General features: G+C 47.2%; 8 protein-coding genes. 6 read left to right on the top strand and 2 right to left on the bottom strand.

Annotated elements, in window-relative coordinates; genetic code table 11:
* Window positions 1–3 precede the first annotated feature (3 nt).
* Entirely contained in the window at window positions 4–1,185 is a 1,182-nt protein-coding gene (locus tag PL640_RS23605) for a tyrosine-type recombinase/integrase (protein ID WP_077768104.1), read from the top strand.
* Window positions 1,186–2,513: 1,328 nt separating this feature from the next.
* Here the strand turns inward: PL640_RS23605 and PL640_RS23600 are convergent.
* Window positions 2,514–3,338 carry a hypothetical protein gene (locus PL640_RS23600; protein ID WP_010900201.1) on the bottom strand — a complete coding sequence of 275 codons (825 nt, stop codon included), beginning with the start codon at window positions 3,336–3,338 and terminating at the stop codon, window positions 2,514–2,516.
* Between the two features lie 263 nt (window positions 3,339–3,601).
* Between PL640_RS23600 and PL640_RS23595 the strand changes: the two genes are divergently transcribed.
* Together PL640_RS23595 and PL640_RS23590 are read left to right on the top strand one after the other, a co-directional pair.
* Window positions 3,602–4,960, top strand: a complete 1,359-nt coding sequence (locus PL640_RS23595) for a hypothetical protein (RefSeq protein WP_077768103.1) — start codon at window positions 3,602–3,604, stop codon at window positions 4,958–4,960.
* Window positions 4,961–5,262: 302 nt separating this feature from the next.
* Window positions 5,263–7,605 (top strand): FAD-dependent oxidoreductase, encoded by a 2,343-nt coding sequence (locus PL640_RS23590; protein ID WP_116979321.1) that lies wholly within the window; start codon window positions 5,263–5,265, stop codon window positions 7,603–7,605.
* A gap of 1,531 nt (window positions 7,606–9,136) precedes the next feature.
* Here PL640_RS23590 and PL640_RS23585 read toward each other — a convergent pair.
* Window positions 9,137–9,925: a RolB family protein gene (locus tag PL640_RS23585; RefSeq protein WP_236771578.1), complete on the bottom strand. Its 789-nt coding sequence runs from the start codon at window positions 9,923–9,925 to the stop codon at window positions 9,137–9,139.
* Window positions 9,926–11,239: 1,314 nt separating this feature from the next.
* Between PL640_RS23585 and PL640_RS23580 the strand changes: the two genes are divergently transcribed.
* From PL640_RS23580 to PL640_RS23570, 3 genes are all read left to right on the top strand, one after another.
* Entirely contained in the window at window positions 11,240–11,644 is a 405-nt protein-coding gene (locus PL640_RS23580; protein ID WP_161596388.1) for a RolB family protein, read from the top strand.
* A 695-nt stretch (window positions 11,645–12,339) separates the two neighbouring features.
* Entirely contained in the window at window positions 12,340–12,936 is a 597-nt protein-coding gene (locus PL640_RS23575) for a RolB family protein (protein ID WP_077768172.1), read from the top strand.
* A 1,352-nt stretch (window positions 12,937–14,288) separates the two neighbouring features.
* Window positions 14,289–14,849: a RolB family protein gene (locus tag PL640_RS23570; RefSeq protein ID WP_161596389.1), complete on the top strand. Its 561-nt coding sequence runs from the start codon at window positions 14,289–14,291 to the stop codon at window positions 14,847–14,849.
* Window positions 14,850–15,311: the final 462 nt, after the last annotated feature.

The raw sequence follows: 15,311 nt of genomic DNA, 5'->3' as shown, positions 1-15,311 counted from the left end.
GACATGGATCACCCTTCCTTTTCCGACCAAGCCGCTGATGCCCTATTTACCGAAGTGCCATTTGCTGACGAGCGGAACCGCTATTTGCATCACTGCGCCACACTCGGAGCGAGACCCGAAGTTCTCAGGGTCAAACGCAACGAACTCCTGTGGATCGCGCGACATCTCGGTCCAGAGGCTGCGGCCGGCGTCGGCATGGCGGAGTTGTTGCCGATCGCGCAGGCTCGGCAGAATGTTCACGGTGCGGCTACCGCTGCACGTCGGGTCGTCGATATCGGGCGCCCCTGGCTGAAGTTCCTTGGCTGGTGGCGTGAGCCCACTGTCATATTGTCGTACCAGGCGCAACTCGACCGGTATGTTGGCTGGATGCGCGACGAACGCGGATTGACACCGTCGACGGTGGAACAATGGGGGCGCATAGCCGGCAGATTCTTGCTGTGGTGCGAACAGTCGAGCCACCGGCTCAAGGATTTGAAGGCAGAAGACATCGACAACTATATAGCGACCCAAGGGGCCGGACGCTGGGGTCGTGTCTCGATTGCATACATCGTCTCAGCCTTGCGCGGATTTCTTCGATATGCGGCAAAAGAGGCTTGGTGCTCAGACCGCCTGGTGTCGTCAATATCGCGGCCTCGGCTCTATCGACAAGAATCTCTGCCATATGCCCCAGACTGGTCGGACGTCCAAAAGATGTTGGCTGATGTCGATACCGACCGGCCCCGCGATATCCGAGACCGCGCGATCCTAATGTTGCTGGCGGTATATGGTATGCGGCGCGGCGAAGTAGCCGCGCTGCGGCTCGACCAAATCGACTGGGCGGGGCGAACGCTTCGGCTTTTCCGCTTAAAGCGCCGACAAGCCCAGATCTATCCGCTGGTGCCCTCCGTTGCGGAAGCATTGGCACGCTACGTGGACAGAGTCCGCCCGCCGTCGTCGTGCCGAGAGGTTTTCCTCCGGATGCAGGCGCCTCGACATCCCTTAGGGGCCTCCAGCATTTATAGCGTCGCCAATCGGCGATTTGTTGCGCTCAACTTTATGGACCGCCTCTTAAGGGCGGTGGAGCGTCGTGACCGGAAGAAGTTGACCGACGTGCAAGCCGTCAGCGGTTGCGCAAACGACGATGATATCCGTCTCCAGCGCAGTGTCTTGGCCCAATGCCTGATTTTATACAGCCGAGTTCAATAAGCGAAGTGGCGCACACTGTCATCAGAACTTTCCTGCCAACCGCCCGAGGTCTCCAAACGAACAAAACCGCCTTACAACGGGCCTTGCTTCAAGATATTACCGAAACGTGCTCCCTCATGAAAAGGTCGCGAATAGGTTGCGGCTATCATCGCTCTTGATCATGGCGCACCTCATAAGCGACCCAAGGCAAAGCACGATGTCGCCTTATGTGGGGTGGCAGGATATATTGTGGTGTAAACGAGCTAAGTACAAGAGCTTTGAAGCGATTTTTGAGCACGTTTTTGCTATATTACCAGATGGTGTCCGGGTATGTTTAAAAGTGATTAATACAGCCTATCTAATTACAATTTTTATTTAAGATATTAAAATAATAATAATATCCGCGCCTTTAAATAATAAAGGTGAAAATTTTATCGCCAATCGTCGTCGTGCAACAATACGTGAGCCTGCACTTATTTTCCAAATTATATAAATAGGAAATACAAGCAGATTGGAGCAATTAGAAAGGGCGCCAATAATATTCACTACTAACATTTTATAAAAAGAACAAATACATCTGTCGACTATGCCGTACGAGTTGGTCGGGCAAAGCGGAGACTCGCCACAAGTTGAAGTCGTGAGAGGCGATGGGCACATCGTCAGAGCTGAGTGCGGCATCGAGCTCGGAAAGATTGCGCCTGCCTATCTCTCCGAGAGCAGCGAGCAACGACGTTTCAGTGCATTCCTGTACTCGCTTTCCGAGATTGTACATGCCTCTGTGTTCGATGACTTGAAGAGGCAGAGTCTCTTCAAGACGTTCAAGGAGGTTCGGTACCGAGTGCCGGGCGAGACCTCATCCGCCGTGACACCATTTGGGAGATCCCATTCGAGCTTCCACTCGGGCCAACATGTGCCTTTCACGGGGAACGGTTTGCGCTGGCAAAGGATATCGTTTTCCATCGGTTTCGGAAGGCTGCCAGATAAATATGAGCTTTTCTAAAAAGGATTCTTGTAATAATTAATCCTTATCCGGCGGGAGTCTTAAGTACTTAATGATGTTGAAAGAATTTATATTAAAAATATTCTATTCTGAATTATTGATTAATTAAATAAAGTATATAAAATATAAATAATTTTCGGTGAAAAAGATTCCATAGTTATTTATTCAATAATGCAGTGGCTCATGGAGATATTATATTATTTCTGGCGTTGTGTATTGAAATAGTCGCCGGAGTGGCGGATCATAGACACTAAAATAGAAAAAACTAAGTAACAACTGAAGCAATTATGACTTCTTTCCCTTCCTACGGTGACTATGGATGTAATAGAACAGCGGCAGATCGGAGCGATCACTTGCTCAGATCGGGCAACAACACGCCGAGATCGCCAAGAATTGCAGAGAGAGCATCCTCATTCGGTATGGCGAAGACGTTGGTTCCAGTGGGCTTCGTCTCACGGGTACCGACCCAGAACGCGATACCATTCTCCTTGTTGCCAACAGCGGTCAGCATATCTTTATCGTTTTCGCCGTTGCCGCACGCTATATGTAGGCCGATCTCACGAGGGAGTAGATTGACATAAGCAAAATAGCCTTTGCGCTTGCCTGGCGTTTCCTCGGGCATAACGCAATGACCCTCGGGTACTGCGGTCGCCCGGAAAGTGCGTCCCCAGGAATGATCTACACGCGGAAGAAGCGATGAAAGCAGATCTCCGGCCGATTGGTAACGTGGATGAGAGTCCCACATCTGACAGCCATAGAAATGCTCCATCGGAATGTTGCGGATTTCTGGGTTGCCGCCAAATTCGCTCTCCATAACCGCATGAATGCGGCTCCAGTTGGGCAGGGGAACGGATTCAAAACGTTGACCTTTGAAGATTGTGACCGTTCCGTCATTCCCTTGAAAATCAATACCTGGAATGTCTTTGAAGGGCGAAGCAGCGATTTCGCCGCAGTGGCGAGCGGACGTCAGCAGTAGGTAATGTCCCTTCCGGGCGATCTTGGTCAAATTGTCGATGATATCGATGGCAGGATTAATTTCCCAGCACTGACGGTTTCGATCTTGCTTAAAGGCGGTGCCATCACCATCGAAGGCGAGCAGAACCCGGAGAGAGGGATCCGTAAGACCGCGTGCTACCCGTTCCGCGATATCCGGAATGACCTCAACAAGAGACATATTCAAAGCTGGTGTAAATACGATCTGAATGAAGCCTTAAATGTAACGCAGCGCGGCAAGCATTAGTTGACTTTTTGGTGAGAGAAATAACTCTTAGCAGGGATTAGTTGGCCAGCCATTATCAATGTGGGGCCAGGCTGACAATGTTTGCGTGCAAGGCCGGATTATGTCGATGTAGACCTGCAGACCCGTTGACTTCCTATAAACACCGCCAATCATCCACCTCTCCCTTTCCAAGGTCTTGCCTTTTTTGCCTTGCTACCATGCCAGCCAGCGACGCGATGTGCGCTGCCGCGGTCGCCTTCCCGGAGGGTAACTGGAAGAGAGAACTCGCTGCGCTGCAGATTTTGCATGATCCTGTAGATGTGATTACGGCCGCTGTCGCCAGAGGTCTTAGCGGCATATGTAATGTCGTTGCTGCAATGGATGCCGAAAAAGTGACAGGCCTCGGCGACGTCATTCGGCGGATGCCTGCTCTAAATCACCGAATTGCCGTCGCCGCCGGTGAAACTCCAGTGCGAGACCTCGGAATAGGGTACCAGTGCGCAATCTGCCACCCCGACATAGCAAGTGCTATGTTAGCCACTTCCGACGGGATCAGCCATGCTGTCCGTGAAAAGATCGAGAAAGAAGTTGCTCAGGATATTGGAGAAGGTGCCATCGTATACATCTTCATTCAGCCGAGGATGAGTTCCAGCAACTCTCCGGTTTCTGTCCATTTCACCCTCCAGTTTGCGAGTTCTGGAGCTCTCGTCGAAGCCAGAATGATAGAGAGTTACAATTTTATGAAAGGCGATGGCACAGTGACTGCAGAGAAATTGAAAAGTCATTGGAAGCAGCACGGTATTCGCAGACCAAGTCCACGTCCGCCCAGGTCCAAATTTGAACTTCTTTTCGCTCCGGTCCCCGACAACAGTAAACTTGCCGCCGCCGATTTCACCCATCTCGGCTTGGTCGAGCGGGATAGAGAATTGCTTGGCAGTACGGTCTTCGGAATTGCCGCCAATAAACCTGGGACGGTAGTTTATCAGTGTGACAAGGTTCTGTGTCTGGAAGTGGATGTCGAGTCACACCGCGCGTTGGAGGTGCTTCACCGCCTTGGGGAGCAGGTATATAGGGCTGGTTGGGGCACGAGTTTCGGTCTTCACACAGGCCCTTCATCTTGTCTTAATCTTTCCGCTGCTGCACTCGCCACCTTTTTCAAACGGACTGATCTTTGTTCCGTCCCGCTGAGTGATGTTTTTTGTCTCTTCTGCGACCATGCCAGCCGTTGCTACGCCGCCAAAGAAGACGGACTTCCACTCACCGCCTTCTCCCTCGAAAATGAAAGTCAGTTTGAACTCGTCGACCCCCAGGTTGTCAGAAAATACGTTCTCGGTCTTTTCGACGCCCCGACAATGGTTGAGCCCCGCGATATCAGCAGAGCGAGCTTCTGCAGCCAATATATAACTTTCCGGGAACCACATCCCTGTAAGGAGTTCAATGAAATTGGTGTTCTGATCCTCGATGCTGCTGCTAAAATGCTCGAAAGTTATGCCGAATTCCTGGAAGACGATGGAAGCGATGATAATGAAATTGCGAGCGTTAAAGATGTATTTGGCTTAATTGATAGGACATTATGAGCACGATACAAAACAGAAGCAGTAACGGAAGTTTCCAATGTGTTTGATATTTGTGTTGCCATTGTATGTTGAATTCCTTTTGTCAATCTTATTGCATGTTCGAAATTGCATAAATTTGGGCCGTAATTTTCCGACTTTTTTGAATTTTCGTTCATCTCTTTAATTGTTGATGTTGTCTAGGGAGACAGCTTTATTGAATTTCAATGACATGTCGCCATTTACGTGTACATCAGAATAAAAAGATAATTCCGGCAAATAGTTTCAATTTATATATATTACATCCAGATTTACATTAACAAAGCATGCCTTCTATAAACAAAAGGAAATTCTATATTCTCTCAATACTCCATATCTACATGATGGATCTTCCCTATAACCGCCCCCGTTTCCCCCCGTTTGCTATCACCGGTCTACCTAGTGCGGCCAAACTGAAACGAGCAATTTCTCGGGCCTTTGTCTGCTATGACCAGTTTTGCGATGAACTCCTACAATATCAGCAAAGGTGGACGGATTGGGTGTTCGACCACGGATTTGCAGAAGCCATAGAAGACATGGCTCTGGTGTTCCAGATTGAACCTTGCCTTCATGGTCCCCGAACAGGCACACTGGAAGTGCTGAGATCTTGTCGCACGAAGGTCTTCATTTATACGTCGTACCGCAGGTTGCGCCACTTTGTTGAGAACCAGTGCATTGCTCAACCTGGCGACGCCGTCCTTGCTTGCATGATCCCGCCCTACGTGAGTGACCTCTCACTGCAGGAAATGTCTCGAGCCCACAATAGTTTTTGTCCAGGCAGTCACACGAGCATTGCAGACGTGCAGTGCTTTATTGCCATCCAACTCAGCAGCCTATTTGTTGAGGAGGGTACATGTGATGTGCATGGGCGAAATGGATTAAAAACAACCTGCCGCTTCTTTCGTCGTCCCGCTGAGTGCTTCAGCCGTTACGACATAGTTGCAATAGGGTCTGTGCTCTTTCACAACGCATTGCATCAGCCAGCGAACTACAATGAGGATCTTTCTTGCTTCGATCTGCGGTACGACTATCAGGTTTTCCTCCATGAGCGCGATGCCAATGATGGTGTGGGGCATTATCCGGAAGGCACACCACTACCTAGTGTCGCCATCGTAGGTGGTGGGCTCTCTGGCCTTGTTGCTGCTGCAGAACTACTTGACGCTGGCGTCAGGGAAATAGCCCTTTTTACCCCAGTAGATGAGGTTCGGAGTTTGGGTGTATCGCCGATGTCAAACGGCGACGCTCGCCAGGTCTTGACGTCATTCGGTGTCATGCCCATCTCCGGCAACCAAGTTTGTCTGTCATACTATCTGGATAAGTTTAGAATTCCGTCCAGCCTTCGTTTTCCTTGTGCCGGCAACGATCACACAGCACTCTACTTCCGGAAAAAACGTTACGAATGGCCGGCTGGACAAGCTCCACCAGGTGAATTCCAGCGGATATCTGCAGGGTGGGAGAAACTACTATACCACGGGTGTGAACGGAACGGCAGGAGGCTGATCGCTCCGATGGATATCTTTTCCATGCTGAGAGGTCGGCGTTATGAAGAAGCCTCGGAAGCAAGGCGGGCTTGGCTCAGGGAGTTTGATAATTTCACTTTCCATGCCGCTCTGGTCGAGATCTTCAGCTGCGGTGTCGAGAGTCCTGGTGGGGCGGCATGGCAAACAACTGATTTTGCTGCTTTCGGGATGATGAGATTGGGCGGCGGCCGAGTTTCTTCCTGTTACACCCTACTGTTTTCGACAGTCCTGGACTGGATAATCAATGGGTACGAGGAGGACCAGTATATCTCTGTTGGAGGGGTTCATCTTTTGCAGGCTCTGATGCGCATTGAGATATTCAAGAGAAAAGTAGGATTCCATTTTGACCCCCTGCGTGGACTAGCCAAGGAGGGCGGGAAAGTGAAGGTATGCATGAAAGATGGCCGTTCGCGCGTTTTTGACCAGGTCATCATTGGCGGGCGAGGTGGGCCCGATGCAACTAATATCACTCCGGTTAGCCATGTGACCTGTGTCGGCTATGATATCGAAGCCCCCGCTGGAAACTCGTCTGCTACTGTTAACGCAGCACTTTTCATGATCACAAAGCAAAAATTCTGGCTTGATGACGATATCCCAGCTTTGATCTGGACGGATGGGCTCGTCCGTGAGCTCTGTTGTATTGACATCGAATCGCCATCGGGAGAGGGGCTTGTTATTTTTCATTATGAAATGAACGACTATCTATCCCGCCCGTTCCAGTCCGATGAGAAGAAGAGAAGGTGCTTGGATTTAGTCAGAGAACTTGCTGCTGTCTTTCCTGAATTGGCTTGTCATTTGGTTCCAGTCAACGAAGATTACGAAGAATATGTCTTCGACGGCCACTTGAAGGATGGTTTCAGGGCCTCTTTATGGAGGGAAAATTCTCTTAAAAAATGTCAGTACAGCCAAGATCCGCATATGTATGATTCTCCGTTAATGGAGCATGGGGCAGTTTGCCAGATTGACAGTAAGGACTGCGTAAACGGAGCTTTGTTCGAAGAGCAGGTTAAGACGGGCATCATAACGGCCTGCACCGTCATTCGCAGCACCGGCGGGACACTATCTTCACTCCATCCCCTGGATTGGAATAAAATATATTTTCCTGCTTAAGTATATTAATGTATTAGTGCGTATTAATCCCGTAAGCCTGTAAGCTGCAGTAGCGGCGCTCAACTTAGCTTTCCATGAATAATAATGTTTTTCCTTTATTTTTGATTGAATCCTGCTTAAAAAATATTCTTTGAGTGGGCTTAAAATGACATTAATCAGATTCCAAAAATTTCCATCTGTGACCATTAGCGCCTTGATCGATGACATTAAAGTCTTCACATCTCCAGAGAAATGCCTTCGTGATTGCTTGTCTCCACGTGCTTTCGCATCTTGACAGCTAATAGCGGGCCCCTTGACACACTAGCCGGCCACGCAATTCGAGATATTCCCACTAACCCCAATGAGGTCACTGCATTCGTCATTGGCAGCCGCCCCACTTGCATTCGCCACTGTGCCGTTTGGGGTCCACTAGCCGCTAATTAGGACTGCATATATTTTGGACGAGCTAAGGGGTCACTATCACCTTCGGTTTGAATTTCCTTTTCACAAGACTTTAATGTTGCCAATTGAGCAGGCTGAAAGAAAATCCGCAATCAACGGAGAAAGGTTAACAGCCAAACAAAAAAAGAATGCTTCATCATTGCATAGGGTCTACAACGACCATTACTTTCGGCGGTGGGCCTTCTACTATTTTTTTCTTAGTCTTCGGCCAGCCATTTGTTAACTTCCTATATAAATCGCTTCACCAGAAGAATGAATTATTTAGATCATGCTGTAATGCTTCAATGCTGTAAGTTCTAAATGTTTGTTTCGTTTTGCAAGAAATCTATTTTGCTAACAGCACTTCTTTTATTCTCAGGATGGAACTAGCCGGAATAAACGTTGTCGGAATGGCCCAGACCTTTGGAGAGGCCTCGCTCGTTGTCTCCGACCTATTTCGGCGGGCTAAGGTCAAGAAGAAGAAGGCCAAACGTGTGTCGCCGGGCGATTTCCTCCCTGACCAAATTGCAGAGCTTGATGATCTGAGCGTCACTCCTCTGGCTATAACTTCTCCTGGGCCTCCCGTGATGGTCAATGATCACGGAATTGCCACGAGGGGACGCTTTGTCGCTGGACCGGAATATTCAGACCTACGGGGTTAATACGCAGTTCTAAACAAACCTACGGGATTAATACGCACGTGGCTCTATAATTTCGATTCATCTCGCCGCCGGAGATGATGTCGGCTATTTTCTCGTTGGTACAATAAGTTGCGAGCCACCGTGCGATTGTTTTTAATTTTCTATATAGTACTTTAACGTCTCTCTATGGCGATTTGTAATGTTTGGAATATTATTGTCTGTTAAGGCGCCTTTGTAACAATATCAATGTAAAAGCATTATCAGTATTGTGTGAGATCTCTATAAATATCGAAATGATTTGCCTATTTTCTGAAAATTGGCGGCAGAAATAATGCTGTAATAATTTATTTCAACACAAGTAAAATACATCGTGGCGTACGCTACACAACTCCTAACAGGAGCATAGGGGCTACGCCGGAAAACATAGAAATCCTACCAAACTTATAGTTAAAGGTGGCCTGCAGGGGACCTCAAGTCGCCGAGGTTTCTTTCTTCAGATTTACTATAGCAGGCTTCATATCACCCTCTTCACGTTTCTGGTTGGGTCCCGAGAGCCGCAGGGTGAGGTCTGGCTCCGGTGACGGTACCGCCGGTCGTGGCATCACGCCAGCATTTTTGGTGAACTGTGTGATGCCGCAAGCAATGACGTCATAGGAGCGGTTTCCAGTGCCTTGCCGCACGAAGAAGGTGCAGGCTACCTCCCTGCCGTACACATTTGTCACTTTTAACTCCAGCAGGTGAATGAACAAGGTACTTGCAAAAATGGCGATAAAACCTTCCAGATCAGGTTCTTCCACGCGGCGGTGCGGCCAAGCAATGTTGTGAGCACGGACCATCTCCTGGAGGGCGAGGTCGCTACGATAGGGTTGCATCGTGGTCGCCAGCACGGCCTCTAATCCAAACGTGATGGATTTTTCCTCCAGTACTTTCTGCATCTTCTCGCGAGATAGATAGACAAATACATGTCGGTCGTTTTCTCTGGCCAAATCCGGTTGATCGACAAGCATGGGGGGATGATAACATACTTTGTTTTTTAGAAGATGGGCCAGTTGTTTAAGTATGACCACCGGCGGACGGTTTTCCTCCAAATCAAGCACGCCTTGGGCCCACCTTTTCTGGAAATCCATGAGAGTTTTGCTATAGACTTGGCTATAGATTAAAAATGCAAATTGGATCTCATTGAACAAGTTAAGCTGGTTCCAGGCTTTTGTGAGATCTCGTGGTTGAAAGCGTTGAAGGAATAGTAATCGAGGAGGCATTGTGATGTGAGGTTGGGGATAACTGTGGAATAACGGCAAGTTCAGTGCCATTTAAAGTACGCCGCCGGCAAGTGGCATCAATCAGCCACAGTTTCCGGTCGGGAAAGCCAGAGGCAATCTGGCAATAATCACCATCGCATCAAAATCGATGCTCGGACATGGCGGCCTTAAAACCTGGATCAAGCGAAAAATAATGCCTGCTTGATTGGTCACGAGGTCATAGTAGTGGGCTAGCATTTTTGTCTTTTTTGTTTGGCTTTAGTGAAAGTGTATCTAAAAGATACCTGAAATGGGGAGGGGTGGGGTAGAGCTTAAAGTTTGCCGAATATTGGGTTTCGTGAAAGCTGCACGGGCAACTTGTTGATGGTTGCACTCTCGATGCTATTTATAATTAAGATGTAATTATTGCCGCTACGTGTAGTTATTGCCGATAATATCATAAATTCTATTGATGTATGTGGTATATTTTGAAATTGCATATGTCTGCTCATACAAATAATTTATTTCAATTACGCAATTACTCTTATGCCAATAAAATGTGGATTATATAGCAAGTGTAATCTTAAATACAATTTGGACCTATACGACTTAATATTGCCACGCCAGGCAACCAGTCCATTCGGATCTTGCTATAAGTGCCATACTGATACAAGTTTTAGATTTGAAGCCCATCAATCGTTTTAGAGCCCAAAAATCAAAATGGGCCGAAATAGCATTTATCTAAAAGAAGGAATCGTGGCTAGTTAAGTGCTTTGAATGAGATCCCATGGAAAAGCGACACCTGTGTGGTGCAGACAGGCCTAACGTGGTGCACAGGTTGAAAAAGTAGTGCCTTTTCGCAGCATAAATAAAGGTAGGCGCGTGCGACCATAATTAAAGGAAAAAGAAAGATGCTATTGACGATGTGACACCATTATTGGACAGCAGAACCTATTCCCACTCGTGCTTTTGCAAAGATGCAAAACCCTTAAAGGCCATTTTAAGTACAGACACGTGCCGGTCTATAATTATTTTACAAATGTGAGACGTGGAACATCGATAGTCGTATAATTTATGAATATTGGGTTTTGCAGCTATACCTAACTGATATTCAACTCATATAAGCAAAAGCATCTATAAAGGGAATGGTGCTTCCAGTTCTGGGTGCACGCCACTATTGTTTCCTACTTTGCTAACATGGCGGAATTTGACCTATGTGCTCTCTTTTCCAGTCTTAAGGTAGGCGACGTATCGTCCAGCGATGAGCTAAAGAAACACATCCAGAGCGCCTCAAAGGAGCGGACCCCCCTGACGGAGCCGGGTGAGGGCCAGTCGATGGATGTTGACGAAGAGGGCGGTCGCCAAGACCCTGGGATACTGTACCTCTACGTCGATTGCCCGACGATGATGCGATGCTTTTATGGAGGGTCTTTGCCCTACAATTCCACGCACGGCGCGCTCATCACCAATCTTCCACCATACCAGAAAGATGTAAGTCTCGGTGAGGTGTGCAGGGGGCTTAGGCAGGCATCAGGATTCTTTGGATACGAGGATGTTATCCGGAGCGCCTACTTCGCCGCACTTTCTGTCCCCGGGTACTTCGTCAAGCTGGATGGGCAGATGGAACTAACTTCAACAAAGGGAAAGTCTCTGACCTTCGACCTTTATGCCAGCAACCAGCTCAGGCTCGAACCTGGTGCGTTGGTGAGGCATGGCGAATGCAAATTTGGAATGGAGTGATGGCAGTAGCTGTTCTGACGGTGCCCAGAGGCTGGAGGTGGTACCTGTTTCACGCTAGAAATATAAATGTAATAAACTCATGGATCTGGTTGATGTAACCTGCGCCATGGATGCACTTGTTCTTTTTTGGTTCCGATGGATGGGTTGTTTGCTTGAAATGAAACCTGCCTGTTCGAAATTTGGTTATCACTTTTTCCATTTATGTTTTTAATTATTTGTGTATTAAAGAAAATAGTTCACATAGCCGCAATATATGACCGAAGCTGGCCCGCAATGCCGCAATAGATGATTAATTTGTCAAACTTAGCTATCAATATCTCGATAGAAGTGCCCACATGTTTAAACTAGGCAAACTCGTTCTCCTTGAAAACTGATAATAAAGACAAGAAAATTAGCCCACTCTAAAAAGTCACATAGCAAATTCAACATAAAGAAACCAGAAGTCAGAGGAAAGACTTTTAATCCTTGATTATTTGAACGAAATAGCCGCAATACGCCAAAGTGTCGCCTTCATGATTGTTCAATAATTTCTGTAGCAAATGGAAAACGTTTTACAAACAATGTGGCCTTGGAGTAATAATCGGAAGAAAAGTTCATAAGTCAGATAATTTGCGTTGCTGACACTAGTGACCAAGCACCTTTAAATACCTCTGCTTCCCATGCATTTTTCCAAGTTAACCTAAAGTGGCAGTTGAATGGCTCGTTATTTCGGTGGTAGCTCTCAACGGCTTCATGTCGATGATTTTCGTTTGATCAAGGAGCCCACTCGACTGAAGGCTCAGCTTGTTAATGTGGTGGAAACCTACAAGGCTGCACAAACAGAGACGTTAAAGTACTATATACCATCTGCAACTGAGCGTGTGGCTCATATGGAGGCAGTCCATGTCAACAATGCAGAAATGGGGCTGCATCCGGCCGGGTTCAAGTATCCTCTGTCCTTCGTCTTTACCTCCCTGGCCGTGGCTAAAGCCTGCAAGGAGAACAAGCATCTCGTGTGCGAGGAGCATTTGGAGGGAGATCTGATATCGTGCGTCGTTCCTCCCTATCAGACAAATGTCTCACTCGCTGCTTTAAGGGAGATCCACAATTCCATTTCGGGAGGAGGGTACCGGAATCCAACAGACATGGATTATTTTGTGGCGATCTTGCCAGATGAAAATTTCGACTATCAGAGCTGTGAAATTGTCACCAAAAATGGCGGCGAAGGCCTTTGCAAGATTTATAGCAGACAACTGGAGGGGCCCTTAGCTTATGAGGCCATACTGGCAATTGGCAAGGTCCTGTTGGAATAGGCAGTGCACCGCTGATCCAACGGGAGTTTCGATTATATTTCGTATTATCTTACATGACTTAAGATCATGCATGTTTCGCTTGTTCTCCCGTGTGTCGGTTACGTTATTGTGTTAAAATAACGGGATGATGATATCAAGTGCTATTGTAAAATATGTTATATTTTGAATATCTATAATATAAGCGCTGTGTGCGCTCGATGGGTAGTTAAATGATCATGATATATATTTTTGGGTAATCAATCGCATTGCAGTGCCGTGTGCTTATTGAAGTAATATAGTGTTAAAATTATTTATTTAATATCTGATAACATATCAAAGGGTACAACGTGATAACAAAGACGGTGGATACAGCGTTTATTGGGATATCCGCTGGCCAGTTATACGTAAATAATACAGACAGAGTTTGAGAGAGCACGCAGATTGTAGCCAAGTTGAGTGACTTGCCGGTAGCACCGAAGCTAAGCTCAGGTGTTCCAAATTGACTGGCGTCGAGGTGACGAGCACGACGACCTTGCCGGACAATGCGGTCGCAGGGGGCTCAAGGCGGGTGGCTTGTAACGGACCTTGTGCTTCTTGTTGTAGCTTTCGTTGAGCATAACCATTGGGAAGGTTGCTGAACAACGGTAGCGCACCTTTTTCAAGCGAGGGTGGCAGAAGAACATATTTGCCCGTCGGCAGACGGCGGTGAGCATGACAGCTGCTAAGGGAGTTACTGGAATCGCGTGAGCGGTGAGCATGCCGTCCTGACTATCGGCGCCCAATCAACAGGACATCCTCAACATGTTTTCCAATTCCTTGAAACCTATCTTTATAGCATTGATCTCCAACCGATCTCGATTGAGGCCAAATTTAATATTCAAAAGAGAGTTTAGTGGAAATGGAATATAATCCCGTGGCGGAAGAAGAGCCTTCAAAAATGGCAGTCCACTAGGACAGTCAATAATATCCAAAAAGCATTGAAATTGGGTTGGGCACGAGAGGCTGACGCGGATGCCACTCGATTGCTAATGGAGTGGTTCCTTTTCTAGCATATCGAATCCATCGCTTCACTATATCCTTACCTGATTGGCTGAGCTGCGAGACCACCAATAACTTCCACTAATATCGAAAGTGTGGCTGCTTTGATTATGATGCTTTGTGAGAGGTTCTCTCCCCAATAAAGTCAAGTTGACAGATTCGGATACGCCCGGTTGAGATTTTATTTCATTTTTTATCTATTTCGCATCTCGAAAAGTTCACAGAAATCAACAAGGAGGAGGCCAGGTGTTTAAATAGGTTCCAGCTGCTCTAAAGTGATCAGAAGAGAATTTACAGCTGGAGGCACAAAGCACTAATCCTGCTAAAGCATGAGCATGGCAGATGAGTTGGAGCGTCAATTGGAAGGCATTTCTCTCGTTACAGTCCTGGGTCCGGATGTGAGGGCCGAGCTTGAGGCGGCGCTACGGGACTACCGCGATGATCTCGACTTCTGGAAAAGCAACGGTTACGCGGTGGCGGATCTCGATCAATCTGTGACGGTCGACAAGCTTCTTTTTATGTATATGGATGAACCAATAGCAGACTTGTGTGTAAAGAATCGCATCCTCGTTTGCAACAGCAATTCAGTCGCGAAAATTACTTCGCTTCCACCATACCTGCCTGGGGTTACAAGGGCCGAGGCGTTTGAGAAACTTAACTCCATTGTTTGTGGAGGTCCTGCATCTGGATCTCTTCAATCTGCTTGTTGCGACTATTTCGTGGCGTTCCTCCCCAGCAATTGTTTTGAGAAGACCGGTGAGATATCGGTGCGCACAGTGGACGGCGAGTGTGGCCCCTTCGATGTCTTTACCCGGCAGCGTCAGCCAGAGGATCAGAGCGATATGTTTTTTAAGTATGAAGAGATTGTATGTGCTGGAAAGAGTCTATTTTTTTGAAACTAGTGTGTTTTATCTGTGTAACATGTTATGGAGTCTGATCGTATGATGTAATAGCTAAATTTGGTATTAATAATGATTGATCGTTATATAAGAATTGTTATTAACATAATTAAGTTTAGAGTAAAGCAAGAGGGAAATAAATTAAAACACTTTATTCAGTTACAAACAATTATGAAAATACAAACATAATACAAACATAATACAAACGTCGCAGGAGAAAGATGACACCGTAGGATATTTATGAGCCAAGGATAGACTTGCCAGAAGGCGAGATCGTCCTCATAGCTTAGTCGCCTTGGGCGGGCCCTAACTGGTGGGCTCCATCTTGAGAAAAAACAGCTCCTTAGTCAGGAAGGTGGCTTCCAGAACAGCGCGACCAACCTTATAGATATCGTCGGCATACTCCGGCAGGATCTCACCGAGAACCGGTGTCGCAATATCTTCGGTGACTTCACCATA

It is taken from the genome of Agrobacterium sp. ST15.16.024 (assembly GCF_027956545.1).
GTDB classification, from domain to species: Bacteria; Pseudomonadota; Alphaproteobacteria; order Rhizobiales; family Rhizobiaceae; genus Agrobacterium; species Agrobacterium cucumeris.
This window is presented reverse-complemented; position numbering and strand designations above follow the sequence as displayed.

Coding starts and splice junctions, on each gene's coding strand:
- PL640_RS23605 (WP_077768104.1), top strand. CDS start 4: ATGGATCACCCTTCCTTTTCCGACCAAGCCGCTGATGCCCTATTTACC.
- PL640_RS23600 (WP_010900201.1), bottom strand. CDS start 3,338: ATGTCTCTTGTTGAGGTCATTCCGGATATCGCGGAACGGGTAGCACGC.
- PL640_RS23595 (WP_077768103.1), top strand. CDS start 3,602: ATGCCAGCCAGCGACGCGATGTGCGCTGCCGCGGTCGCCTTCCCGGAG.
- PL640_RS23590 (WP_116979321.1), top strand. CDS start 5,263: ATGCCTTCTATAAACAAAAGGAAATTCTATATTCTCTCAATACTCCAT.
- PL640_RS23585 (WP_236771578.1), bottom strand. CDS start 9,925: ATGCCTCCTCGATTACTATTCCTTCAACGCTTTCAACCACGAGATCTC.
- PL640_RS23580 (WP_161596388.1), top strand. CDS start 11,240: ATGGATGTTGACGAAGAGGGCGGTCGCCAAGACCCTGGGATACTGTAC.
- PL640_RS23575 (WP_077768172.1), top strand. CDS start 12,340: ATGGCTCGTTATTTCGGTGGTAGCTCTCAACGGCTTCATGTCGATGAT.
- PL640_RS23570 (WP_161596389.1), top strand. CDS start 14,289: ATGGCAGATGAGTTGGAGCGTCAATTGGAAGGCATTTCTCTCGTTACA.